This is a genomic window from Streptomyces sp. Sge12, from assembly GCF_002080455.1.
Taxonomy (GTDB): domain Bacteria; phylum Actinomycetota; class Actinomycetes; order Streptomycetales; family Streptomycetaceae; genus Streptomyces.
In genome coordinates this window covers 2,426,621-2,449,784 of record NZ_CP020555.1, presented here as the reverse complement: position 1 = coordinate 2,449,784, position 23,164 = coordinate 2,426,621, and the positions used below count along the sequence as shown (strand labels likewise).

The following is a 23,164-nucleotide window of genomic DNA, read 5'->3' as shown; positions in this document are numbered from 1 at the left end:
ATGGGGACGGTCGGCGTTGAGCCGGTGCGAGGGGGAACTTTGATACCAGCGCTCACGGAAAGTGGTCTTCTGCCGCCTGGCCGTCACGCAGCGACGATAGAAGAGATCAAAGAGCTTTTTGTGGAACAGGCGCCGCATGCCGAGCACCGCAGGCGCATCTTCCGAGGCTTCGAGCTGTATGTCGACATGATCAAAGATGTTCTTGAGCGAGGAACGTTTTGGGTGGATGGTGGGTTCTGCTCCCATAAGGCTGCCCCGCCAGAGGATCTCGATCTTGCCGTCCTCGTCGATCCGACGCTGTCTCTGACGGACAAGGACTGGGAACGGCTCGTGCCCCTGTTCACGCTTCAGGGTGTCGAGGCTCAAGGTGGCCCTGTGTCCTGGGCAAAGAGGGTGCAGCCCATGGGAGGCTTGATAGACAGCTTCCTTTTGGTCGCTGGTGTTCCTGAGCAGGAGGCTGTTTGGGATGCGACTTGGTCTAGCGTGAAGGGGTCCGACGGGGAACTCATTCCCGGAGCCGTGAAGGGATATCTGGAGGTGAGCTGGTGAGTAACGATCTTCGTGACAAGTATGTCCGCGCCCTTCAGACGACCGAGGGTGACGATCCGCTCTCCCGGCTTGCTCGGGCGAGCCTGCAGGCCGCCGCAACCAAGTTCAGTGGCTTGGGCCTGCTGGAGGTCGCTGCTGGTCCGGGTTTCAAATTCCGGCTCTCGGATCCCGACAGCGGGGGGCTGATCGCCGCTCACGAGGTGGGCGACTTCCTTCAGCGCGTGCAGAAGGCTGTGGCTCGTCTGGCCAAGGCCCGCCGCGTCCGTCGCGCCGATGTCGTGAGGTTGCAGCCGTCGGACCTTGAGATCGCTCGGTTCGACGTCGCTGCGTCCATGGCTGGCTCGATCATCGTTGATCTGAAGCCTCACGCGCCGACGGCAACACCAGAGGAAGACCAAGACGACCTAGCGCCGGCCGGTGTGTCGTGGGCTGAGATCGGTGCGGTCGAACTGGTCCGAGCTCTGCCGGAGGGTCCCGACGACGAAGCCTCAATGGACTCCCTGTTCAGCGCCTCACCGGTCATGCGGCGAGCGGTAGCGGACCTGATCTCCGACTTGCCCAACCCGAACCTTGACATCAGCCTGGCTGTCCAGCGTGGCACCGGTGAACGGATCTCCTCCGTGCTTTCCTCCGGACAAGCTGCAACGCTCCGCGAGCGTCTGGGTGTCATCCGGGAGGAACGGGAGATCATCCGCCTCCAGGGGCGTCTCGACGGGTTGCGCACCCGTCGGCAGATCTTCTATTTCGAGCCCCCGACAGGCAGCGAGATTCACGGATTCGTCGACGATTCCCTCGTCAGCGTGGTGAAAGAGCATCTGGATCAAGAAGTTGAAGTCGCACTTGAAAGCTTCGTCCTTGGCTCAGCCGCCGGGAAGCGGAGCCAGCGGCGCTATCGACTCATCGAGGTTGCCGGACAACAGTCCCAGCTCCCGCCCGGCAGCGAACTTGACGAGGACGAGTAGCAGGCCAGCAGGCGGGAGGCCATGGCGGCGAGGAGCGCTTGGTGCCTCAGCGTGTTCCGGTTTGCGGTGTGTTGGCTTCCTCCGCCCAGGGCATCGCTTGGCCCGTAGGCAGTTCCAGCGACGCTCCGGTGGGTCCTGGTGCGCGTGCCATCCTGATGGGACGAGCGAGAGCACCGTCATGGTGCGGACGAGTTGGGGGCCTGATGAGCGATTGGCTTAACCGCACGATCCGAGAGGGGCACCGCGCCAAGGGTGAGCTGCACGAATACGTGTATGAGATCCCGGTTCCGGCCGTGCCCGAGGAGACTGATCCCGCCGGGATGGTGCTGTTGCGCCTGACCTCCGAGCCGGTCCCGTTCTTTGGCCAGCAGCTGGGCGAGGGAGGCCCGAAGCAGCCTGAGACAGATTGGAAGTACTTTCTGCGGACTCGGCTCAGGGCGGGTGATCGCCACGTGGTCGTCGCGGAGCCGTTCGGCGGTGGGCTGCCGTTCGTCGTGTCGGGGATCGGTCCGTGGGATCCGGAACCTGACGGCGGGTTTGAGCCGAACGTGCTGGCCGCCCGGCTGTTGGCCTTCGTCTCGGACTGGCGTGGCCCAGATGGACCGCTCACTGATGATCAGCGTGAGTGGTTCAGCTGGCTCGGCCCAGAGCTCAACGCCATGCTGCCCCGCGAGGAGGCGGCCGCGGTGGAGTGGATGAAGGGGCGGCGAGTCGCGGACTCGTAGGGATCCAGAACGCGGGGTGGCCCTCCAGCAATGCTGGCGGGCCACCCCGCGTTTCGAGGGCTCGGCGCCTACCGTGAGGACCAGGCTGTCGAGGTCCCCGATGCCTCCCCAGATCACCGGCTGCCACGTATTTCGGCGTCGAAGAAGGGCCCCGATGAGTCGGCCGCACAGACACCACGCGCCGAGCCCTGATGGAAAGCTCATGCTCATACGGCGGCGGATCCGCCGTCGTATGAGGAGTCACTTGGCCATGGCTCTGATCCGATCAGCGAGGATGGGTAGGTCCCAGTAGACCGAATGTGTCCAAAGACCGGCGGTAGCTTCATGGCCGACCGCAACGTCCATCGGGAATGTGCCGTCATGGAGGCGGAAGACACTGGCAGCGATGAACGCCAACATGTCCAAGGGCTCCCACAGGTTCGTCCACTCGCCCACGGAAGCCGGTAGCTGCGTGAGCTGCTCTGGCAGGTAGGGAGCCAACTGCCCGCCGCGGGGATCGCAAACGTGGAAGAAAGCGGATTGCGACCCGAACGTCAGCAGCGAGGAGACCCATAGCGGGTCCAGCGAGGTGGCCATGTCGACCGCGATGACCCCACCAAGGCTGTGTGCCACCACGCGAGCTGGGTGCGCCTGACTTCGGCCGAGCTGTGGATCTACCCGCTCAATGCATGAGCGGATCCTCGCGTGAATGGCCGCCTGATGGCGTTGGTACACGAGAACATCCCCGAAGAACCGTGTTGTACCTGGGATGAACCGTGTACGCAGGGACTGGTTGAGCCGACCCGCCACGGCCTGCACGGCCGCACCCACAACACGGTCGAGATCCCGAAGCCGTTGCCGTATTACCACCCGCAGCCACCCCGGATCCTCGCCGTCACGCAGCGTCCCGCTGTCCGGATCCGTCACCGACTCTGGTGCGGTTGTGACAGCCGATGCGAGTGCGGCGCCTGTTTGACGCATCAGCTCGGCGTCTGGCAGCAGTGAGAGCCACTCTGTCTCCGGCCACTCCTGCCCGACAGCGCTCATAATCTCCTCAATATCGTGCTGGGCAGCCGGGCCACGCAATTCGGGCTCCCCTCCGTCGCCCTCCTCGCACTGCTCCTCCAGGCCAAGCCGAACCCATTCCAGTTCCAGGTCGCCCAAGGGATCCCTGGCGGCGCGGAGCACCTCCGCCGGCATCTCGACCAAGAGCGCGCGGAGCACTCTGTCGGCGTCCGGGTCGATTGAACGTTCAGTGCTCGATCGAAGCTGCGCAGCTTGCTTCTTTGCCGTACGAGCTGAAGCCGGAGGGATTGTCTCCTGTATCCACTGGTCTTGCGCCCCAAGGTCACCCCAATACACCGGAACCAATTCCGACTCTGCGCCGACTCTGCCTTGGAGCGCGTCTACTCCCTTCCGGAACTCGGCCTCGTCTCGATTGCCCACGCCATGGATGACGAACACTGGCTCTGCCATGTCAGCTCTCCGATCCTGGCTTCACGACTCGGGGCCACTGGCATCTGGCACGACGGCCACTGTTCCAGGGCTTCCGTATACCGCGTAGGCCAGCCACGTTGGGTCCCCGGCTCGGTCGCTGATCGTGCTCCGCGCTTGCCTGGATGCCTCGCCCAAGGGCAGTGGCGGCTGTGTCGCTGTCAGCTGGTGGTAGAACGCCTGGGCGAACTCCAGAGCCGAGTCGGATCGCACGGGCCACAGGGTTCCGACGAAGGCACCTGCTCCCGCCTCCATGAACTTGGAGGCCCAGCCTGTGCGCTGTCCACACCAGTCGATCGCTCCAGCGCTGCGGCATGCATTGAAGAACACCAGTGGACGGGTGGCTTGCAACGATTGCATCTGGGCAGCAGTAGCGAGATCGACGGGGTCAAAATTTCCGTCAGCCATCTTTACCTGCGAGCCAGTGCTGCTGAACTTGTTGTGGCAGGCGAAGTGCAGGAGACCCGCACACCCCTGCTCGACAAGTGTCTGAACCTCTGCGCCGCGTGTTAGGACTTCCCCGTCTGTGGCACATGATCCCAATGAACGTCGCAGCGCTGTAACCTCGGCTTCGGCTTCAGGAGGGGATTGAGGTGGGACTACGAAGGCGGCTCGGGGCAGCTCGATCTTTGCTGTGCGCCCCTGTCCGTGTGACTGCCGCAGAACCGGAAGCAATTCGCACAGGAAGCCGTCTCCGTCAAGCCCGCCCTTGTCTTTTGGATACAGCAGCTCCCACGGGACGGCATCTTGTTCACCAACGATGGTGAAGGATTTGATGACGTTGAGTTCATCCCAGAACTGCCTGTGAACCTGCTCCGGGACCACGTCCCAAAGCGTCACGCCATGATTACGCATACGTGTAAGTGCTCGCACTGGATCAAGTTCTCCACCTGCGGCCTTTGCCATCTGTTTCAGTTCCTCGTAGATCCTCTCCACAGAAATGCTCGGATCTCCCGTACGCCCTTTCTGTGGGAGATTAAAGGCGTCGGAAATGAGTTGGAAGCTGTAGGTGCCGTCGTCATTCTTTAGCACCTGCAACGTGGCCTCTCCCGGTTCCATCCGTCCGACCAGTGGAGCGTCGCGCTGAGGGCCTGCCCGCGTGCCGACGCCTTGCTCGACCGATATCTGCAGCGGCAGCTGACCGAGACAGGAGCCGCCTACGTAGGCGCGGACCGTTACCGTGTGCAGCCCCAGGCGCGCAGTGCGGAGGCCGAAGCGCAGCACCTCAGAGTCCCCCGAGTGGGGGATGTTGAGGGTTTGTTCGAGGTCGCCAAGCGCCTCCAGGCCCGGGGCGTGGACTGTGATGTATGCGTGGGCTCCGGTCGACGGGATATCGAACGGCTGAAGTAGCACGCCCGAACCGGTGCCGGCAACAATCTGGACCTGCAAAGGCACTCTCTGACCAAGGCCAGCCTGCTCTACCAGTTCCCCAATTAGTCTTCGAGGGTCGGAGCCCCCGCGTCCCTCGTCCTCATTTCCGCCGCCTGCGAACTCCTCAATTTCCAAACGTATGAGCCTATCCCCCTCGTCTTTAGATATGAGGCCGGAGTCCCGGGCCGCTATGATCCGTTCGAGCGTCGATGGCGTCGGTGGCATATTCATTTCCATCGGGTAGCTCTTGCGGCGATAACCCTCCTGCCTAGACAGAACGTTCGGGGTGGGGGGTGTCGGGGATGCGAAGATATCGAGCGGAGGTGCGGCATCCTCCCCCTTTTCTGATGTCGTCTCCACAGCGGCAATCAGCGCTTCATATGCTCTATTGCGCACGACTCGCACGTATAGAAGCTCGGTATACAACAGGATGCCCAGATCTATCTCCCCGGCCTCACGGGGATCAGCCTCGCGCAGATGTCGTGCGAACTGCTCCTGGATGCTTACAACGGCAGGAGAGGTTCTCTCAAGCCATTGGAACTCCGGCGGAATATGATCCATTTCGCGCAGGATGAGTTCCTCGACAGGGGCGAGATCATCTGTTGGCGCCCGGGCCACCTCACGAGCGAGCTGAGCGCCTACTTCGCTGAGGGTTCGGCTCCGGCGCCGTGAGGCACGTGCGTCGATCAGGAGGTTGCTCAGAAGTTGCTTTGTCTTTGGGGGGAGGGTGACCCTTCCATGCTGCTCAGTGACCTCGATCAGACGTACTACTGCCCGTTTCGGCGGTACGCGGACGCCACGTAGGTATTGGGACAACGTGCGTGCCGGCAGGCCGGATCTCCGTGCAACCTCTCGCGGTGGCAGGCGGGCCTGGCGTAGCAGGTCCTGCAGGCTGGCAGTGAATGTCACGACCTCGGGGACGGAGCCGCGGATTTTCCTTGGGCGCATCGTTTGACCTCCGCCCGCTTCCAGCAGAACTGCCGCGCGGTCAGGGAAGTGACGCATATCCATTCTCCTGCGGAAGGACTCCCGTTGCAGGGCGAGGAAGCGACAATCTCCCTTGCGCCCAGGGACGCACGGCACCGACCCCCCAAGCCGGCACCGCGAGATGCCTGGTACGGGGCTTCCGGCGAACCACCAGCGGCGGCGGCCACTGGCGATGACGACATCGCACGGATGGGCGGCAGCGGGAGGGACGCAAGTGGGCGGACTGCACCCAGTTCAGGCCGGTCCTGGAGAAGATCCGCGTCCCGAAGCCAGGGCCGGCAGGCCCCGCAATAAGCCGGACAGCGTCGCGGCCGACAAGGCCTACAGCAACGGACCCTGCCGCCAGTACCTGCGCAGTCGCGGCATCCGGCACACCATCCCCGAGAAGGCCGACAGCCAGGCCGCCCGCCTGCGCAAAGGCTCACGCGGCGGACGGCCACCGGGCTTCGACGAAGAGCGCTACAAGAAACGCCACACCATCGAACGGGCCATCAACCGCCACCCGACCTGCACCGGGCAGTCGCCACCCGCTACGACAAACGCCGCTACGTCTACCTCGGCACCGCAACCGCCGCAGCCCATACCATCTGGCTCCGAACGTGATCGGCCGGACAAGTCCGTGGGCATGAACGACGACCTCCCCCTCCTCGAGGAGGGGGAGGTCGCGGTCCGGCGGCGGGAGCCTACGGGGTGGGCTTCTCCGGGACGTTTCTTCTTTTGCCCCTAGGTGGGCCGTCCGCCGACGGTTTCCTAGGAATCTGTCCCTTTCAGTCCCTTCAGTCCCGTGATGGAGGCCGCCGCAGCTCCGCGCCTAGGGATTCGGCCTGGTCACGGGCCTCCGGCGGTCTGCGGGACTCAGGGACGTCCGAGGACCCGGGTGATCCAGCCGGCCTTGCGCCACTGGTCCGTGCTGAGAGTGCCGCGGGCGTCGATGAGCTTGGGGCTGGTGGTGCGGGCCGCGAGCCGCTTGGGGTCGATCGTGGAGAACTGGTGCCACTCGGTCAGGTGTAGCAGCAGGTCCGCGTCATCGACGGCCGCGATCGGGTCTTCGACGTAGTCGAGTTCGGGGTGGAGCTTGCGGGCGTTGTCGAGGGCCTTGGGATCGGTGACGGTGACGGTGGCCCCGAGGTCGTGCAGGGCCTGGGCGACGGCCAGGGCGGGCGAGTCGCGGATGTCGTCGGTCTCAGGCTTGAAGGCGGCGCCCCAGACGGTGATCCTCTTGCCCCGCAGGTCGGGGCCGAGTTCCTCGCGGGCCAGGTCGATGACCCGCTGGCGGCGGCGGGCGTTGACCGTGGCGGCTTCACGGAGCATGCCGACGGCCTCGCCAGCGTCGAGCTCGTCGGCGCGGGTGATGAACCCTCCCAGGTCCTTGGGCAGGCAGCCGCCGCCGAACCCGAGACCGGGCCGCATGCCGTGGCGACCGATGCGGTGGTCGTGACCGAGGATGTCGGCGAGCTCGGCGACGTTGGCGCCGGACTTCTCGCAGACCTCCGCCATCGCGTTGACGAAGGAGATCTTGGTGGCGAGGAAGGAGTTCGCGGCGCCCTTGGCGAGCTCGGCGGTGGCCCAGTCAGTGACGATCGTCGGCGTCCCCGACTCGATGATCTTGGCGAACGCCTGCCGCAGCAGGGCCTCGGCCCAGGAGTGGTCGCTGTTGAAGCCGAGGACGAGCCGATCCGGGCGGAGGGTGTCATCGACCGCGAAGGACTCGCGGAGGAACTCCGGGTTCCAGGCCACCTCGATGAGGTCCCCGGCCGGAGCCATGTCCCGGAGGAGCTCGGCGACGCGGGGTGCGGTGCCGACCGGGACCGTGGACTTAACCGCGACGACGGCCGGGGTCGTCAGGCCGGGGGCCAGGCGGGTGATGGCGTCGAAGAGATGGGTGAGGTCGTAGGCGTCGGTGCCGGGCTGAGGCGGGGTGCCGACCCCGATGAAGTGCAGGTCGGCGAACTCGGCGGCCTCACCGTAGGAGGCGGTGAAGCGGAGCCGGCCGGAGGCTGTGTGCTTGGCGAGAAGGTCATCCAGGTCGCGTTCGAAGAACGGAGGCTTGCCGGAGCTGAGGGTGTGGACCTTGTCGATGTCCAAGTCCATGCCCAGGACCTCGTGGCCGAGCTCGGCCATGCAGGCGGCGTGGGTGGCGCCGAGGTAGCCGCATCCGATGACTGTCATCTTCATGCTCGGGGTGTCCCTTCGGGTGGGGCCGCCGCTGGCGGCCCCACCCTTCCCCTCGCCCGGAAGGGCGGGGTGATCAGGAGGGCCTGGCGGCCAGATAGCGGTAGATCCCGTCCCGGATGAACGGTGGGATCGTGAGGATGTCGAGGTAATCGGGGGCGAAGAACTGCAGCTTCACGCCCTCGGCGAGAAGGAGGTCCGTCTCGTCGCCGTCCCAGGAGGCAGCGAAGAAGGTGATGATCTGCCCGGAGCCGCGGTGGTCAGGGATCTCGAACAGCTCGGTCAGGTTCTCGGGGATCAGACCCGCTTCTTCATCAAGCTCGCGGATGATCGTGTCGGCTGGGGATTCCCCGGGGTCGCAGCCGCCACCCAGGACGGACCAGTGGGCGGGCCAGGCGATCTCGGGGAGGTCGTCGCGGAGGTGGAGGAGGACTTCGCCGCGGCGGTTGGTGATGATCGCGACGGCTCCCCGGGGGGCGGCCGGCTCCTCGGTGGCGGGGGTTTCGGAGTGCATCCCCTCACCGTAGTAACGGAGTTAGGGATCATGCGGCAGCCCTCACCGTCTGGTCCGAAAACCAGGCGGCTGCCATGAGGGCCTGCATGCGGGTGCGGTCGAACCGGCCGCCGGGCTTCAAACCCCCCTCGAGGAGGGGGCGGAACGGAGGCGGAGCATCGGTGAGGGCCATGCGGATCTGGGTGTCGGCCCAGGCCTCGAGGTCGCCGTTGAGCCACGAGGGGACTGGGGAGGCGAACCCGAGCTTGTCCCGGCTGGCCCAGACCTCCTTCGGCAGGCCGAGAGCCTTGGCGGCGTCCCGCAGGATCCGCTTGCCCTGGGCCGGGTCGGCGATCTTGTGCTCGACGGGCAGCCGGTAGGAGAACTCGACCATGTCGCGGGCGAGGTAGGGGGACCGGCGTTCGAGCGCGTAGGCGGAGGCCAGCTTGTCGCTGGTCATCACCAACGGCCTCCAGGCCGTCGCCAGGTCCGCGAGGGTCAGGCCGCGGGCCAAGTCCCCGCCCGCGCGGGCCATCGCGTCCGCGACCAGGTCGCGGAGACGGCCGTCGGGGTCCGGGCCCCGCAGGATCAGCCGGGTCACCGCCTCCGCCGGGTCCAGGGGCTCGTCGGCGGCGTGCATGAGCTTGGCGGCCAGCGGCCGGTAAGCCTCCAGGCCGGCGTTCAGGACGGCGTCGGGCCCGAAGAGGACCAGGGCCTGGCGGACGTAGCCCATCAGGAACTCGTCCGGCCCGAGGCCGCCGATCGCGACCCGGAGGCCGAGGTCGGAGATCTTCCGGTAGGCCATGTGCTCGGAGAACGTGGACGCGTTGCCCATCGGGTAGTCCAGGGCTCGCATCATGTGCGGCAGCGCGGTGGTGAAGTCGACGTGGTTGGGCTCGACCACCACCAGCTCGGCCTTGATGTCCCGGGCGATCACGGCCGCCGTGGACGATTCGTCCAGGCGGTCCTGGCCGGGGTAGCGGACGGTGACGCAGACCGGGGGCCGCATGAGGTAGGCCAGCACCGCCGAGTCCAGCCCGCCGGAGAGGAGGAGGGCGAAGTCGCAGGCCGGGGACCTGAGCGGGATCTGGTCGGCCAGGATCGTGGAAAACTTCGCCAGGGCCTCGTCGTAGGTGCCGGTGAACGGGGCCCGGTCCTCCAAATGCCACCAGGTCATCTGGTCGATTGAGCCGGTGGTGACGTCGAAGGACAGCAGCGTGGCCGGCGCCAGCAGCTGGATCCCCTGGAACGGGGTGTCGACCCCGGTCGGGGTCTCGATCGCGGTGACCTCCGGCCGTAAGACCAGCGGCGCCGCCCCGTAGCCGGTCAGGGTGGTCACCTCGGAGGCGAACGCGAGCCGGCCCCCGTCGAGTCGCCAGTAGAGCGGCTTCTCGCCCAGCCGGTCGCGGGCCAGGAACAGCTTCGCGCCCCGCGGGTCATAGACGGCGAGGGCAAACATGCCGTCCAGTCCGTCCAGGCAGGACGGGCCGATCTTGGCCCAGGCCCGCAGCAGGAAGTGGGCGTCCGACTCCCGGTCGTGGACCTCGATGCCCCAGGCGGCTGCCTGCCGCCGCCAGTTGTAGATCTCGCCGTTGAAGGCAAGCAGGACCCCGGTGGCCCGGTCGAGGTAGGGGCCGGGCATGGCCTGTGGGTCGACGATCAGCAGCGTGTTCATGGCCAGCACTGCCCGCCCGTCGCTTGTGGCGGCGTGCATGGTGCCGTCCGGGCCGCGGTAGTGCTGCGAGGCGCCCATCGCGGCGACGGTCCTCTCGTGCCGGATGGCATCGCCTCCGGCCAGTCCTGCGATTCCGCACATCTGGTTCACCCCCGAGCGTGAAGTCGTGGTGCCTGGCGGCGGCCACCACCGGGAGCTCTTCCTCGCGTCCCGGCGGTGGCCTGAGCCCTCATCACACCGGCCGGGGGATCAGGCGGGGAGGGCTCGCAGGGGGGCTCACAACTCGCGAACCAGGTTCACCCAGGGTCCGCAGGGCAATACCCTCAGTGCCTCACGATGCGGGAAGCCGTACGACTTTCCGTGCCCAGCCGGAATCGGTACGACTGAAAATGCTCCAGCCGCCGCCGATCCGGCCCCATAGCGTTTCCTCGTCAGCAGCCACCGTGCTGCTGACCTGGTGGAAAAGGGGACTGAAGGTGGCGTCGACCAGCCGTCGGAAGCGTCCGCCGAACGCGGACCTTGCCCGGCTCATCGAGACCTGCGGCGCGAGCCACAAGTCCCTGGCCCTGCGGATCAACCAGCTCGCCAAGAACGCCGGCGTCGAGACCGACTACTCGCATACGTCCATCGCGAACTGGTGCCTGCGGGGCATGATCCCCAAGTGGCCGGTTCCCACCTTCCTCGCCCAGGCAATCGGGGAACGGCTGGGACGCCCGGTGGCACTTGGTGAAATCGGTATGGGCGAGGCTGAGACACCGGATACGAGTGTGGGGTTGGATTTCCCCAGGGACCGTGCAGAGGCGGTCCGTGTGGCCACCTCGTTCTGGAGCTTCGTGAACCGCCGCGACTTCCTGGCCGGATCCGGCTTCGCCGTATCCGCGTTCACCACCCCCGTGACCCGCTGGCTGGTCACCCCCGCCGACGACGGCGCCGACCACAACGGCGGCAAACAGGTCGGCCGCGCCGACCTCGACGAACTCCGAGAGGCTGCCGACGAGGCCCGCCGCTGGGACTCCAAATACGGCGGCGGGAACTGGAAAGCCAACTCCGTCACCGTCTGCCTCCAGGAACGGGCCGCCCCGCTCCTGCGGGGCTCCTTCAGCGACGACGTCGGCCGCGACCTGTTCTCCGTCACCTCCGAGCTCTCCCGGCTGGCCGGCTGGACCGCCTTCGACGTCGGCCAGCACGACGTCGCCCAACGGCACTTCATCCAGGCCCTCCGCCTCGCCCGCGCGGGCGGCGACGTCCAGCTCGGCTGCTATGTCCTGACGACGATGGCCATGCAGTCGCTGCTGCGGGGCTTCCCCTCCGAGGCCGTCGATATGGCCCAGGGGGCCTTCGAACGCGCCAAGGGCCAGGCCGCCCCGCGTGTCCTGGCCTTCACCAAGCTCATCGAGGCCCGCGCTCACGCCCGCGAGAACAACGCCAGGGCTGCCTCACGGGCCCTGGCCGCGTCCGAGGACCTCATCAGCCAGGCCGACCAGACCGCCGGGGACGAGCCGGCCTGGATCGACTTCTATCACCACGCGAGGCTGTCCGCCGATGCCGCCGAAGTCTTCCGGGACCTGAAGAACCCCAAGGCGTCCTTGGCCTGGAACCAGCGGGCCGCCGCCATGCCCTCCGGCGTGTTCACCCGTTCCGTCGGGATGCGGCTCGCGATCGTGGGGACCGCCCACCTCCAGGCGCGCCAGCTCGACCATGGCCTCGAGCTGGGCCACCGCTCCGTAGACATCCTCGCCCGCGTCCAGTCCAGCCGGGCCAAAGACTACGTCCGCGAGTTCAACACTGCCCTCGCCCCCTGGCGCCGCGAACCCGCCGTCCGCGAGTTCATCCACCGCACCCGCACCGAACTCGGCGTCGCCGCCTGAGCAGGTTTCCCTGTGCTTCCCCTCACGTTCCCGAGGGAGAAGTGCACGTAAATGAGCCCAACCGTGTCCCTCAAGCGTTGGGGGGTCGGATTGGGAAGACGTTGTCGGGGACCGGAGTGGGGCGTGCGGCGCGGGCCGTCATCCCTCGGTTGGGTGAAGGCTGATCACGTTGTCCGGCGCGTCTTCTGTGTGGCTCTGGGTCCCCTCGCGGGCTTAATGGGTGAGGACGGCATTCACCAGGGCGAGCTCCGTCACCTGTCGGCGGAGGTCTTCGATCTCGTCCTTTTGCGAGGAGACGGTCTCTTGCAGGCGGGTGACCTTTTTGCGGAGTCGGATTTCCGACTCGGGGATCTGTTTCGCCTCCGTGCGGACCCGGTCGTAGAACTGGTTTTCCCCGTCAAGTTGAAGTGTTCAGAAACCCCGCGCACGCCTGCTGCGGGGAGCCAGAGGTACTGGGGTGAGCGGCTTGCTGGGTGTGCTTTGGGTCGCTCATCCGGGTTAGCCATCCCGATGCGCTGAAGAGTGGAGGGGAAGCGGCCTGTGCCCGCCCCCTGGCGGCACGTGGGCTCCATATGGCCTCGGCACGCCTGGTGGGCTTCTGGCGGCGCTTCTGACGACGCGAGGAGGTGTGCTTGGGCGCGGCCGCGGCCGCGCCAGTTACGGGATCAACCGGCTTGCCTTCCCGGTACGCCGCCAACGGCCGAATCCGGAGCCCTCGCTGAGCTCCTGTGCAGGCGCCCTGTCCCACGACGATCTCTGATGGTAGAAGTGGGCAGCGGCGTGTATTTGGGGAAACGGCGCACCGGGGGGTTGGGGTGGACGGATCACCGCAGGGCGGTGGCCAGAGCAGCACGGACGGTGTGTCCGTCTCGCAGTATGTGCCGCCACCATCGGTCGTGCCGCACAACCAATTCGACACCCGGACACCCCTACAGCAGGTCTTCTACTGGACGCCGGAACAGTGGGAGCAGTTCACCTGCGAGTGGGTCCGTATGCGCAGGGGCGAGTTCGGCTACCTCGGCGTGGAAGTCCTGGGTGGGACCAACGACCGTGGTGCCGACGTCGTCGCCTTCATGAGCGAGCAGCGGCTGAACGGAATCTGGCATTGCTACCAGTGCAAGCACTACACCGACGACCTCACGCTCGACGACGCGCTGCCCGAGATGATCAAACCGTTCGCGGCGGCGCTGGAGACGAGCCGGACGCTTCCCTCCAGGTACATCTTCGTGGCGCCTAGGATCCATCCCCGGCTCAAGGACATGGTGCTCACCCCGGCCGCGTTGAAGGACCGGTTTCTCACGTACATGGACGGGCGGACTAAGCCGGTCGCTGCGTTGTCCTCAGAGACCCGGGCGGCTGTGCGGGCGTTGGCGGAGAGCACGGACTTCTCGATGTTCTGGACCGTGAACCTGGACGAGGTCTTGGAGGTCTACAGCAAGTCGCCGCTGTTCGCGTCCCGTTTCAATCTGCCGCCTACCGGCAAGCCCCGGAAACTACTTCCCCCTCTGGAGCCCCAGGTCAGCGAAGCGCGCTACCTCCAGCAGCTCCTGGACGTTTACCAGGAGAGGTTCGGCGAGGACATCGCCACCGTGCAGCACGCCTTCGAGCACCCCGATTCGGGAGAGCATCTTGGGCGACAGCGAGTGGCGTTCTTCGACGCAGAGGCCCTCCGCATGTATGCACGAGAGAGCATCGCGGGGGACACCTACGAGGAGCTACAGGACGACGTGCTGACCAACCTCATCGAGGTGGCCGCGATCGACTACCCCTCCGGGTGGGATCGCCTTCAACAGGTCCTCAAAGCCTCCGGGCAGATGACCCTCACCGGGTCGCCCCTGCTGCACCTGTTCCGTAACAGCCAGCGTCAGGGCATGTGCCACCAGCTGGCGAACGTCGACAAGCTGCACTGGTGCAAAGGAGGTTGCTGATGAACCCGCTCAACAGTCCCGTCGAAGTGGGGATGCGTACGTTGGTCCTGCTAGCCCGCAGCCATCCTCACCCACTGGACCTCTCCTGGCTGGTGGTCCTGGACCACGCCATGCTGCACAGCAGCCAGTTTGACGGCCCGCCCAGCCTCCATCCCCGCCTACCCGCCCAGCCAGGTGAGCTCGGCATGAAGCGGCAGATGATGCAGGAAGGGTTGGAGGTCCTGCTGCGTGCCGGCCTGGCCACGGTCGAGGCGACCGAGAGCGGCATCACCTACCAGGCGACCCCACGCGGCTCGGGGTTCGTCGGCATTCTGGAGGCCCCGTATGTTGGCGAACTGCGTCGGCGCGCGCAGTGGGCCGTAGAGCAGTTCGCCTCGACCACGGACGCAGTGGCGGCCACACGCGACATCACGACCCGTTGGCACAACGAATTCACCACCGACATGCAGCACCTGGGAGTCGGCCGTGGCTAACTTCACCCTGACCCATTTGACGTACGCCGGTGCTGGCCTGCCGACGGCCACAGTGGAGTTCGACCCCAAGTTCACGGTGATCTACGGCTCCTCCAATACGGGCAAGACCTTCCTGGTCGACTCCATCGACTACATGCTCGGCGGTCATGTCCGTCCCTCAATCCCGCGCGCCGAAGGATACGGACAGATCCTGCTCGGCCTGCTGCTTCCCGACGGCAGGCCTCTCACGCTGGTACGCAGGCCCGGTGGCAAGAGCATTCACGTACACCAGGACGACCTGAGGGAGCTGTCCCACGCCACCCCAGACGCGATCGTCTCGGCGCGCATGATCCGCAGTCGTCGTGACATCTCGCACTATCTGCTCAGCGAGCTGGGACTGGATGACACGTACGTTCGTACCAACGAGGGAGGCAACACCGAACTGCTCAAACTTGCCGACCTGACCCACCTCAGTGTGGTCACCGACACCCGCATGATCGATCCGAGTCCGCCCTCGCAGCGCACCCGCGGCACCGCAGCCCGGACCACCGCACGCTCGGTCATGAAACTGATGCTGACCGGCGAGGACGAGCCCCCGGCGGCCAAACTCCCCAATGCAGCTCAACGCCGCGTTCAGCGGGGCAAGATCAATCTGATCGATTCGCTGGCCCTGGACCTGCACGCCAAAATCTCCCGAGACCAGACCCCCGACGAGCTGCGAGATCAACTGGCTCGGCTAGAGGACAGCCTCAACGACATGGCCCGCTCGCTCGCCGGCGAATCCGAGCAACAGGCCCGCGCCGTCGCCGCCCGCGCACACCTGGCCGAGACAGACGCAGAGCTTGAGGCACGCCTGGGTGAGGTACTCGACCTGCTGGGACGATTCGACACCCTGCGCCAGCAGTATGAGACTGACCTCGCTCGGCTGGAGATGGTCAGCGAGGCGGGCAATCTGCTGGGCTACTTCCAGGTCGGCCGCTGCGTCTTCTGCGGAGCGGACCCTGAACATCAGCAGGCCTTGCACGGCCATCATGAGACCACCCAGTTACACGAGGCCGTGCTCGTCGAGTCCGCAAAGACACACTCCCTTCTTGCCGACCTACTGCTAACCATTGAGGGGCTGGAGGACCAGCGCGACGAGCTGAAGGAACGCCGCACCGCCCTGAGAGTGCAGGCTGCTGAGGCCGACCAGTCCCTGGCACAGATCGAAGTGCGACTGGCCCCTCTCCGAGACGCGCTGCAGGACACTGTCAACGAGCGCCTGCGTGTCGAACGCGACCTGGAACTGCGGGCCCGGCTCGATGAACTGGAAGAGCACCGCTCACAGCTGGTGGCTCAGGGCGCTCTGCCGTCTAAGCGGCGGGAATCCCTGATCGCGGGCAGGATTCTGTCCTCGTTCGACGAGCTCTTCCAACGCACCCTGGATTCTTGGCGGATCCCCGACGTGGAAGGCGCTGGCTACGACCCCTACAGCGGGGATGTCAGCGCAGGTGGAACGACGCGCGCCGGCCATGGTCGGGGCATGCGCGCTCTGCTGCATGCCGCCTTCTCCATTGCCCTGGCCCGCTTCTGCCTGGACCGCAGACTCCCGCATCTCGGCTTCCTTGTATTGGACTCGCCCCTGGTGACATACAAAGAGCCGGACTTTGACGCCGACCGTATCCCTCCCAACGTGATTGACCATTTCTACCGCTCGTTCCTGACCTTCCCTGGCCAAGCCATCGTCGTCGAGAACGCGGCACCGCCCCCTGACGTTCTTGAGCATGGACGGATCGTCACTTTCAGTGGCAGCGGCGCACGTCCTGGCTTCATCCCCGCACGTCCCAACGCCGCCAACCGGACCTGAGCCGCACCGAGCCAGCGGGTGGTGAAGCGTCAGATGACCGGCATGCCCCTACCGTGCTGATCGGCCGGCCCTGACGTGGATCGGCGGAACACTATGTGCCCTCATCGCCGCGAAGCTGTGACGTGCACCTGCCTACCACCACGCCGGAGAGATAGCTGGCAACCGCCGAGCGACACGTTCATGGGAGCAGCAGCCCTGGTTCGGGGCCTCGCATCGGACAGGAGGCCGTCGCCCGCGGCTCAAGCCTCCACGGCTCCGTTGCTACGGGGATGGGAGGCCTCACCAACGGCTGCCTCGCCCTCTCGGCGGCACGTTGAGCGAACTTCGGCGAGCGGCCACAGCCGCCGCCACAACAACACAGCGTGATCACCTGCTGTGTGTCGCGGATCGCACCGTCCGACCGCCGGGTGCCGAAGTACGCATGGATTTCGCCCTTTGCATGGTGCAGGTGGTCACTGCTGCGTAAAGTGATGCGCAGGAGTCGGCGGGGAGGGCGGAGTCGATGAAGATTACGAAGTTGCGGCTGAGTAACTTCCAGTCATTTGGCCTGGGGCCGACGGAAATCGATCTCGAAGACCTGATGTACGTCCTCGGCCCCAACGGCGCCGGTAAAACCACTGTCCTCGAGGCGCTGTCGCGGCTATTCAGCCCGCTGGAGGCGCAGCGTAAGATTCGCCATGAGGATTTCCATGTGCGCGCCGGCGAATCCGTAGCAGATTCGCAAGTGGAGGACCCGGTACTGTGGCTAGAGGTGGATGTCGAATTCCCGGAAGCGGGAGCTGATAAGGATCACGCATCGGTTCCACCAAATTTCTCGCATATGGCGATCGCCTCCGCCGACGGGATTCCGAGAACCCGTATCCGATTGACGGCATTGCTGGCGGCAGACGGTGTCGTCGACGAGAAGATCGAGTACGTGCTGGAGTCGGATGATTCAGGTGAGCCGACTCGCCGATCAGACTTGTCTCGGTATGACCGTGGGCATATTGAGGTGCACTACCTTCCGGCCCGTCGCGACCCCGCCGATCATGTCTCGTACACGACGGCATCGCTCATCGGGCGCGTCATGCGAGCCACTGACTGGACTGCCGAGCGCGAGACGCTGAGCGGCCTTACTGCTCAGATCACCTCATCGCTGGGCGAGAACGCCACAGTAGCGAGCATCGGTGCTCGACTAGCTGACGAGTGGCACGGGCTGCACCGCGGCGCGTACTTCAGGGAGCCCTCGATCGCTTTCGGGCGGGGCGAACTAGAGAGTATTTTGCGCCTACTCACCGTGACCTTCTCGCCGACGCCCGGTGGGTCACCACTGCCTTATGAGCGGCTAAGCGACGGACAGAAATCCTTGCTGTACATCTCGCTCGTGCTTGCGTGGCAGTCCCTTGCCCGGCGGGTTCTCAATGGCGAGGAGCCCTCCATCGACGCCGACCGTCTGCGCCCGCCCGTGCATACAATCATCGCGCTGGAGGAACCCGAGAACAGCCTTGCGCCGCAGTATCTCGGTCGAATCATCCGCCAACTACGGGGCGCCTGCACACACGGGGACATGCAGGTCCTCATCGCCACGCATGCGCCCACGCTCCTCCGTCGTGTCGATCCCCGCTCAGTCTGCTTTCTCAGGTTGAACGCTGCCCGGGAGACAACAATCCACCGCATCGTCCTGCCTGAAGGGGAGGAGGCAGCCGCCAAGTACGTCCGGGAGGCAGTTGAGGCCTATCCCGAGCTGTACTTCTCTCGATTGGTCGTGCTCGGTGAAGGCGATAGTGAGCAGGTTGTTTTGCCTCGTGTCCTAACGGCTTTCGGGCTCATGGAGGACGACGCATCCGTTTCTGTAGTCCCCCTGGGTGGTCGGCACGTAAATCACTTTTGGCGCCTTCTGAACGAACTGCAGATTCCGCACGTGACGCTGCTTGACCTCGACGCTGGCCGCTACCAGGCCGGCTGGGGGCGGGTGCGCTACGCGCTGAGACAGATCAACGCAGTTCGCCCGGAGACCTATACAGAAGACCAGATCGACCAGCTCCCAAAGTGGAAAGACGACTGCGATTTCCCAACCCTCGTGGAATCTCGCTTCAACGGGCGCAGCCCTGTGGAGGCGCTGGAGGAGCAAGGGGTCTTCTTTTCGCACCCAGTCGACCTTGACCTGATGTTGATGGCGGCTTACCCAGACGCCTACGGCGTCAGTCCTACCGAGCCGGATGAGACCACCATCGTGGCTGTACTCGGTAAGAGCCACGCGAACGAAGGCCGCCTCCCTGCCGACATCCGCGAGCTCTTCGCTGATTACCACAGGATTTTCGATCTCGGAAGCAAGCCTGCCGCCCACCTGTCCGCTCTAGCAGACCTGAATGACCAGCAGCTGCTGAAGAACCTACCCGACGTACTCGTTCGGCTGGTCGAGCAGGTACGAAGGAAACTAGCGGAGCTGCCGGAATGATGCGCCCCGACCAATGGCGTACCGTCGACGGCCTGGTCCTCGAACCCAATGCATTGTCAGCCGTCACCACGCCGGATAGGAACGTGGTTGTTTCCGCGGGACCAGGGGCCGGGAAGACCGAACTGCTCGCTCAGCGGGCCGACTTTCTATTGCGCACCGGCAATTGCCCGTACCCGCGTAGGATCCTGGCAGTTTCGTTCAAGGTCGATGCCGCCCGCAATTTGCGCGAGCGTGTTCGCCGCCGCTCCGGCGCCCGGCTAGCAGCCAGGTTCGACAGCTTCACCTTCCATGCCTTCGCCAAGCGATTGATTGATAATTACCGTCCCACATTGACCGGATATAACGAACTCAACCCGGACTATCGGATTGATCCTGCCATCCGGATCGCGCGCGAGCAGATCACCTTCAGCGACCTCGTCCCCCTTGCGCTGGAGATTATCGAGAATAACATTTACGCCCGAGGGGGCATCCGTCAGACGTACAGCCATGTCTTCCTCGACGAGTTTCAAGATTGCACCGACCAGCAGTATCGATTGATTAAAGCGGCATTCGGTCCGACCACGGCTTTCCTCACTGCAGTCGGTGATAGCAAGCAGCGAATCATGGCTTGGGCAGGCGCACTGGACGGAGTGCTGCAAACCTTCGCCGCCGACTTTTCGGCCCAACCGCTGCCGCTGTACCAGAATTTCCGTTCCGCCCCCCGGCTGCGACGGATGCAGAACCGAATGATCGCTCGTATGGACCCGGGAGCAGTCAGTCCCTACGAGGAGCTGACAGGAGACGAAGGCGTCATCGAAGTGCTGCCCTTCGCAACTGGGCAGGAAGAGGCGCAAGCCGTCGCGCAGCTCGTTGACAGCTGGCTCCACGAAGGGACGCCACCAAGCGAGATCGCCATTCTGGTGCGCCAGCAGCCACACCTGGTCGCTGCCGACCTCGGCCTTGCACTCGCGGCTCGAGGCATCCCTTTTCGTAACGAACAAGACAGCCAGGACCTCACGGCGGAGCCAGCAGCTGCGCTCGTTTTCAACTTTATTCGAGTGATCGCCGGCGGAAAGCAGCCCGAGGCGTACGTCGAACTCATGCGGATCACTAGTCGATCGAACAGGCCCGACGACGAGGCATCACACTTCGACGGCCAGTTGAAGCGGATGCTCAGCGAGGCTCAAGCGGTAGTACGTGACCCTACGTTCAAGGAAACAGACCCCGCGGCGTGGAGGATCCTTGTCCACGAGTTTCTGCAACTGGTGTCGCGGCCGACACTGACCGCGTTGTCAACCGGGTACCAGCAGGGTACCTGGCTCGACGATGTGATCGAGCAAGCGCTTGACGCATTCGACCGGGAGCTTGCCGTTGACGGGGATGCCGTCCAAGCGCTCCGGCGTCTTTCGGAGATGGACGCCATCCGGTTCTTGACCATCCACAAGTGCAAGGGTCTTGAGTTCGAGAAGGTGGTTGTGCTCGGGGTCGAGGAGCAGCTCTTTTGGGGTGATGCCACTGCAGCGATATCCGCATTCTTCGTTGCCATCTCTCGCGCTAAGCAACATCTCGTGTTGACCCATGTTGGGCATCGTGATAGGCCAGAAGAGCCCGTTAAAGTCTGGAGCGAGTCGCGTACGCCTCATCAGGGCTTCTTGCAGTTCGCCTACGAGGGGTAAGTTAGATCTCGTGCTTTCGGATTAGTGTTGGAAATTCTGTCCGGATCGGCGCGCTACCCCACGTATATTTCTTCAGTCCACTTGCTCGACCGGAAAAGCTCGATCGCCTAGCGATCCATTTCGGAGCCGCCTGTCAGGAACATTAGTCCCGGACCCAGGCGCCATGGTTCAGGAGCAAGTAAGTCGGCTGTGGCGAGTATCGGGGCCGGTCGGGTTCAGGCAAGGGTGTAGGGGTGCCGGCTGATCCAGGTCAGACCGATGGGGTCCAGGTGGTGGCGCGCCCGAGTGACGGCGACGTACGCCAAGCGGGCCTCTGCCTCATCGACGGGTTTGGGAAAGGGGTGATCTTGGGCGCTGACCGTATCGCTGTCGGCAGGCGGCGTGAAATCGGCTGCGATGCGAACCCGGGCCCATTCCCGACCCTTGGCCTTGTGGGCAGTGGAGACGGTGACCTCGGCCGCGTCTTCGGGAACGAGCTGGTCGACGGCCTGAAGGATAGCTTCGGGGCCGTGCTCGTCGACGAGGTTGGCGAACGGCTGGAGATCGCTTCCGGCGGGGTCGTACTCGGCAAAGTCGCGTAGTGATGGCCAGTTGGTGAACAGCACGAGTTCGGGGTGATGGGTGCGGCGTCCTTGGAGGAGGTCGCGGGCGGCCCGTGCCAGGGCACGCAGCGAGTCACCGCCGCCGACTAGTGCCGTTGCGGTCCCTGCGGCCACGAGTGCGAGAACCTCAGTCATCGCACCGATGTTGGTCCTGCACAGGATCGCATTTGGGTACCCGGCACGGGGTCCGATCGTGGTGGGAATGTCAGGCGTCCCGGTTAGCCGGATAGGAGCGTTGCTGAGGGCGAGCCAGCGGTTGGCCTCGATGGCGAGCGCGGGGCCGAAGCGAAAGGACCGCGTGAGCGTGAGGTGGTGGCCGGTGAACCGTGCCATCACATCCCGAGCACCGCGCCAGCCGTAGATGGCCTGCGCCGAGTCACCGACCATGACAATCTGAGTGTGCTCCTGCTGGGCCAGAACGATTTGCTCAAGGACAGGGTTAGTGTCCTGGGCTTCGTCCAGCAAGAGGAAGTCGCCGTGCAGCACCGGCTCGGTCAAAGCCCACATCTTCAGGTAGTGGTCGTGCTCGAAACGGACCGCGCCACCATAGGGGTCCTGCAGATCAGCCCATGCCTTCGCCGCGTACGGCAGAATCAGATCGGCCAGTTCCGCATGATCATCGTCGTCCAGGCCCCGCAGCTGCGGAACGTGATGGTTGGCCAGTCGCATATCGGCCGACTGGCAAAAGCGAGTCAGCGTCCGCAGCATGGCGTTGGACAGCGTGGCTGGCAGCAACCCCACCGGGCCGATGTCGGCTGGGGTGCTAAGGCCTAGGTCCTGCCCAATCTGCCAGCCGGGCCGCCTAGGAGCATTCAGGCGGCCTCGGAAGCGGTGGCCGAGCGCGGCGTAGGCCAGTGAGTGGGCCGTCTTGCATTGGACCGCCGAGGGGAAGCGGGCGGCGGCGTCCAGGGCGATAGCCCGGTTGAAGGCAAGGTATCGCCCACGCTGCAGCGGCATCTGTTCCGTGAGGAAGGCAAGCGTGGACGTTTTGCCTGTGCCTGCCCCCGCCTGGATGGCGAGATGGCCACCGCTGCGGAACGCCTCCAGGGCAGCGGCTTGTTCATCGGTAGCGGGAAAGGGCATGGAACAGATCTCTCCGGAAGCTCGAAGCCCGCGCCACAGGCATGTGGGTGCAGGGGAAGGGCCGCACCCTGGGCAGGTGCCGGAGTCAAAAAGTGCCAACGTATCCGCCCGTGTCTTGCGTACGCGCCGCCCGGTCCGCCCGATGTGGTGACACGATGGCGACAAGAATCCGAATACAGCACGCGCGTACGAGAGCGCCACCACGTTCGGGTGGCCAACGGCTGGCCGTGCTCAGCCGCCGGCCGCTGGAGGCTCGTGCCCCGAGCACAGCGGATCCAGGAGCTCGCCCAGGGGGATGGAGAAGGAGTGGGCGAGAGCGTGCCAAGTCGCAAGCGTGCCGATCGTGCGACCCTGTTCGATCTCGATCAGGGTCCGGCGAGAGAGGCCGCTGCGGGCAGCGAGCTCGTCATAGCTCCAACCGTGCTGCGCACGCAGGCGAGCGAGCGAGTGCCTGAGTGCCGTCGGGTCAGGCTCCGGCGGCGGGATGATCGTCACGGACCCATCCGACGGTGCAGACCCCTGCCCTGGCAGTGCAGACCTCTGCCCTATTTATGTCGGTACGGGCCGACCCCGGCGGGGCAGGGGTCTGCACTACGGTGTCCGCGCCCGTAGCCGCCCGGACGCATTGCCGGCGGCTGATTGCTCACGGTTTGGAGGGACCGATGTCCATCGCCATGTCTGCACGCGCCTGGACCGTCACGATCGGCAGTTCGACCGGGCGGCCCGTGCTGACGTGTAGTGCCTGCCCGCAGCCGGTCGTGGCCGTGGGCGCCGAGGGGGCTGTGCAGGTCCGCCGGCATCTCGTGGGGCACCTCGTCGAGTCCCAGCTGCCGGCGTACCTGCGTACCTGTCAGTGCCGAGAAAGGGCTTGTGGGTGGCACGGGCG

General features: G+C 65.3%; 16 protein-coding genes. 9 read left to right on the top strand and 7 right to left on the bottom strand.

From position 1 onward, the window contains the following. From B6R96_RS10495 to B6R96_RS10485, 3 genes are all read left to right on the top strand, one after another. The gene (locus B6R96_RS10495) at positions 1-549 is read left to right on the top strand and encodes a DUF6932 family protein (RefSeq protein ID WP_159396312.1); all 549 of its coding nucleotides are present in this window, start codon (positions 1-3) and stop codon (positions 547-549) included. Then, a complete protein-coding gene (locus B6R96_RS10490) occupies positions 546-1,511 on the top strand; it encodes a hypothetical protein (protein ID WP_081522337.1) in 966 nt (321 codons plus the stop codon). The genes B6R96_RS10495 and B6R96_RS10490 overlap by 4 nt, the downstream gene beginning before the upstream one ends. Before the next feature lie 203 nt (positions 1,512-1,714). Continuing rightward, on the top strand, positions 1,715-2,236 hold the full coding sequence (locus B6R96_RS10485; RefSeq protein ID WP_081522336.1) for a hypothetical protein: 522 nt from the start codon (positions 1,715-1,717) through the stop codon (positions 2,234-2,236). A gap of 240 nt (positions 2,237-2,476) precedes the next feature. Here B6R96_RS10485 and B6R96_RS10480 read toward each other — a convergent pair whose 3' ends face one another. The 5 genes from B6R96_RS10480 to B6R96_RS10455 form a co-directional block, all read right to left on the bottom strand. Continuing rightward, on the bottom strand, positions 2,477-3,691 hold the full coding sequence (locus B6R96_RS10480) for a hypothetical protein (RefSeq protein WP_159396311.1): 1,215 nt from the start codon (positions 3,689-3,691) through the stop codon (positions 2,477-2,479). A 21-nt stretch (positions 3,692-3,712) separates the two neighbouring features. Then, entirely contained in the window at positions 3,713-6,085 is a 2,373-nt protein-coding gene (locus B6R96_RS10475; protein ID WP_159396310.1) for a CHAT domain-containing protein, read from the bottom strand. Between the two features lie 837 nt (positions 6,086-6,922). Further along, positions 6,923-8,242, bottom strand: coding sequence for a UDP-glucose dehydrogenase family protein (locus B6R96_RS10465; protein WP_081522333.1), 1,320 nt, complete (start codon positions 8,240-8,242; stop codon positions 6,923-6,925). 73 nt (positions 8,243-8,315) lie between these two features. Further along, complete coding sequence (locus B6R96_RS10460) at positions 8,316-8,753, bottom strand: NUDIX domain-containing protein (protein WP_081522332.1); 438 nt, start codon at positions 8,751-8,753, stop codon at positions 8,316-8,318. A 28-nt stretch (positions 8,754-8,781) separates the two neighbouring features. Next, positions 8,782-10,548, bottom strand: a complete 1,767-nt coding sequence (locus B6R96_RS10455; RefSeq protein WP_081522331.1) for an asparagine synthetase B family protein — start codon at positions 10,546-10,548, stop codon at positions 8,782-8,784. Between the two features lie 335 nt (positions 10,549-10,883). On the opposite strand from B6R96_RS10455, the gene B6R96_RS10450 reads away from it, so the two are divergent. The 6 genes from B6R96_RS10450 (at position 10,884) to B6R96_RS10425 (ending at position 20,593) form a co-directional block, all read left to right on the top strand. Continuing rightward, complete coding sequence (locus tag B6R96_RS10450; RefSeq protein WP_107475493.1) at positions 10,884-12,275, top strand: sporulation protein; 1,392 nt, start codon at positions 10,884-10,886, stop codon at positions 12,273-12,275. Positions 12,276-13,135: 860 nt separating this feature from the next. Beyond that, positions 13,136-14,203 (top strand): ABC-three component system protein, encoded by a 1,068-nt coding sequence (locus B6R96_RS10445; protein WP_081522330.1) that lies wholly within the window; start codon positions 13,136-13,138, stop codon positions 14,201-14,203. Then, entirely contained in the window at positions 14,203-14,676 is a 474-nt protein-coding gene (locus B6R96_RS10440) for an ABC-three component system middle component 2 (RefSeq protein ID WP_081522329.1), read from the top strand. The genes B6R96_RS10445 and B6R96_RS10440 overlap by 1 nt, the downstream gene beginning before the upstream one ends. After that, a complete protein-coding gene (locus B6R96_RS10435; RefSeq protein WP_081522328.1) occupies positions 14,669-16,501 on the top strand; it encodes an ATP-binding protein in 1,833 nt (610 codons plus the stop codon). Before B6R96_RS10440 ends, B6R96_RS10435 begins: the two co-directional genes overlap by 8 nt. 502 nt (positions 16,502-17,003) lie before the next feature. Continuing rightward, the gene (locus tag B6R96_RS10430) at positions 17,004-18,938 is read left to right on the top strand and encodes an ATP-dependent nuclease (protein WP_081522327.1); all 1,935 of its coding nucleotides are present in this window, start codon (positions 17,004-17,006) and stop codon (positions 18,936-18,938) included. Further along, positions 18,935-20,593 (top strand): ATP-dependent helicase, encoded by a 1,659-nt coding sequence (locus tag B6R96_RS10425; protein ID WP_081522326.1) that lies wholly within the window; start codon positions 18,935-18,937, stop codon positions 20,591-20,593. Before B6R96_RS10430 ends, B6R96_RS10425 begins: the two co-directional genes overlap by 4 nt. Before the next feature lie 215 nt (positions 20,594-20,808). Here B6R96_RS10425 and B6R96_RS10420 read toward each other — a convergent pair whose 3' ends face one another. Both B6R96_RS10420 and B6R96_RS10415 read right to left on the bottom strand, forming a co-directional pair. Then, complete coding sequence (locus tag B6R96_RS10420; RefSeq protein WP_081522325.1) at positions 20,809-22,278, bottom strand: UvrD-helicase domain-containing protein; 1,470 nt, start codon at positions 22,276-22,278, stop codon at positions 20,809-20,811. 231 nt (positions 22,279-22,509) lie between these two features. Then, on the bottom strand, positions 22,510-22,773 hold the full coding sequence (locus B6R96_RS10415) for a helix-turn-helix transcriptional regulator (RefSeq protein WP_081522324.1): 264 nt from the start codon (positions 22,771-22,773) through the stop codon (positions 22,510-22,512). Positions 22,774-23,164: the final 391 nt, after the last annotated feature.

Bases quoted from the DNA above. Each gene is read 5' to 3' on its own strand.
- B6R96_RS10495 (WP_159396312.1), top strand. From the start codon at position 1: ATGGGGACGGTCGGCGTTGAGCCGGTGCGAGGGGGAACTTTGATACCA.
- B6R96_RS10485 (WP_081522336.1), top strand. From the start codon at position 1,715: ATGAGCGATTGGCTTAACCGCACGATCCGAGAGGGGCACCGCGCCAAG.
- B6R96_RS10480 (WP_159396311.1), bottom strand. From the start codon at position 3,691: ATGGCAGAGCCAGTGTTCGTCATCCATGGCGTGGGCAATCGAGACGAG.
- B6R96_RS10475 (WP_159396310.1), bottom strand. From the start codon at position 6,085: ATGCGTCACTTCCCTGACCGCGCGGCAGTTCTGCTGGAAGCGGGCGGA.
- B6R96_RS10465 (WP_081522333.1), bottom strand. From the start codon at position 8,242: ATGAAGATGACAGTCATCGGATGCGGCTACCTCGGCGCCACCCACGCC.
- B6R96_RS10460 (WP_081522332.1), bottom strand. From the start codon at position 8,753: ATGCACTCCGAAACCCCCGCCACCGAGGAGCCGGCCGCCCCCCGGGGA.
- B6R96_RS10455 (WP_081522331.1), bottom strand. From the start codon at position 10,548: ATGTGCGGAATCGCAGGACTGGCCGGAGGCGATGCCATCCGGCACGAG.
- B6R96_RS10440 (WP_081522329.1), top strand. From the start codon at position 14,203: ATGAACCCGCTCAACAGTCCCGTCGAAGTGGGGATGCGTACGTTGGTC.
- B6R96_RS10430 (WP_081522327.1), top strand. From the start codon at position 17,004: ATGAAGATTACGAAGTTGCGGCTGAGTAACTTCCAGTCATTTGGCCTG.
- B6R96_RS10425 (WP_081522326.1), top strand. From the start codon at position 18,935: ATGATGCGCCCCGACCAATGGCGTACCGTCGACGGCCTGGTCCTCGAA.
- B6R96_RS10420 (WP_081522325.1), bottom strand. From the start codon at position 22,278: ATGCCCTTTCCCGCTACCGATGAACAAGCCGCTGCCCTGGAGGCGTTC.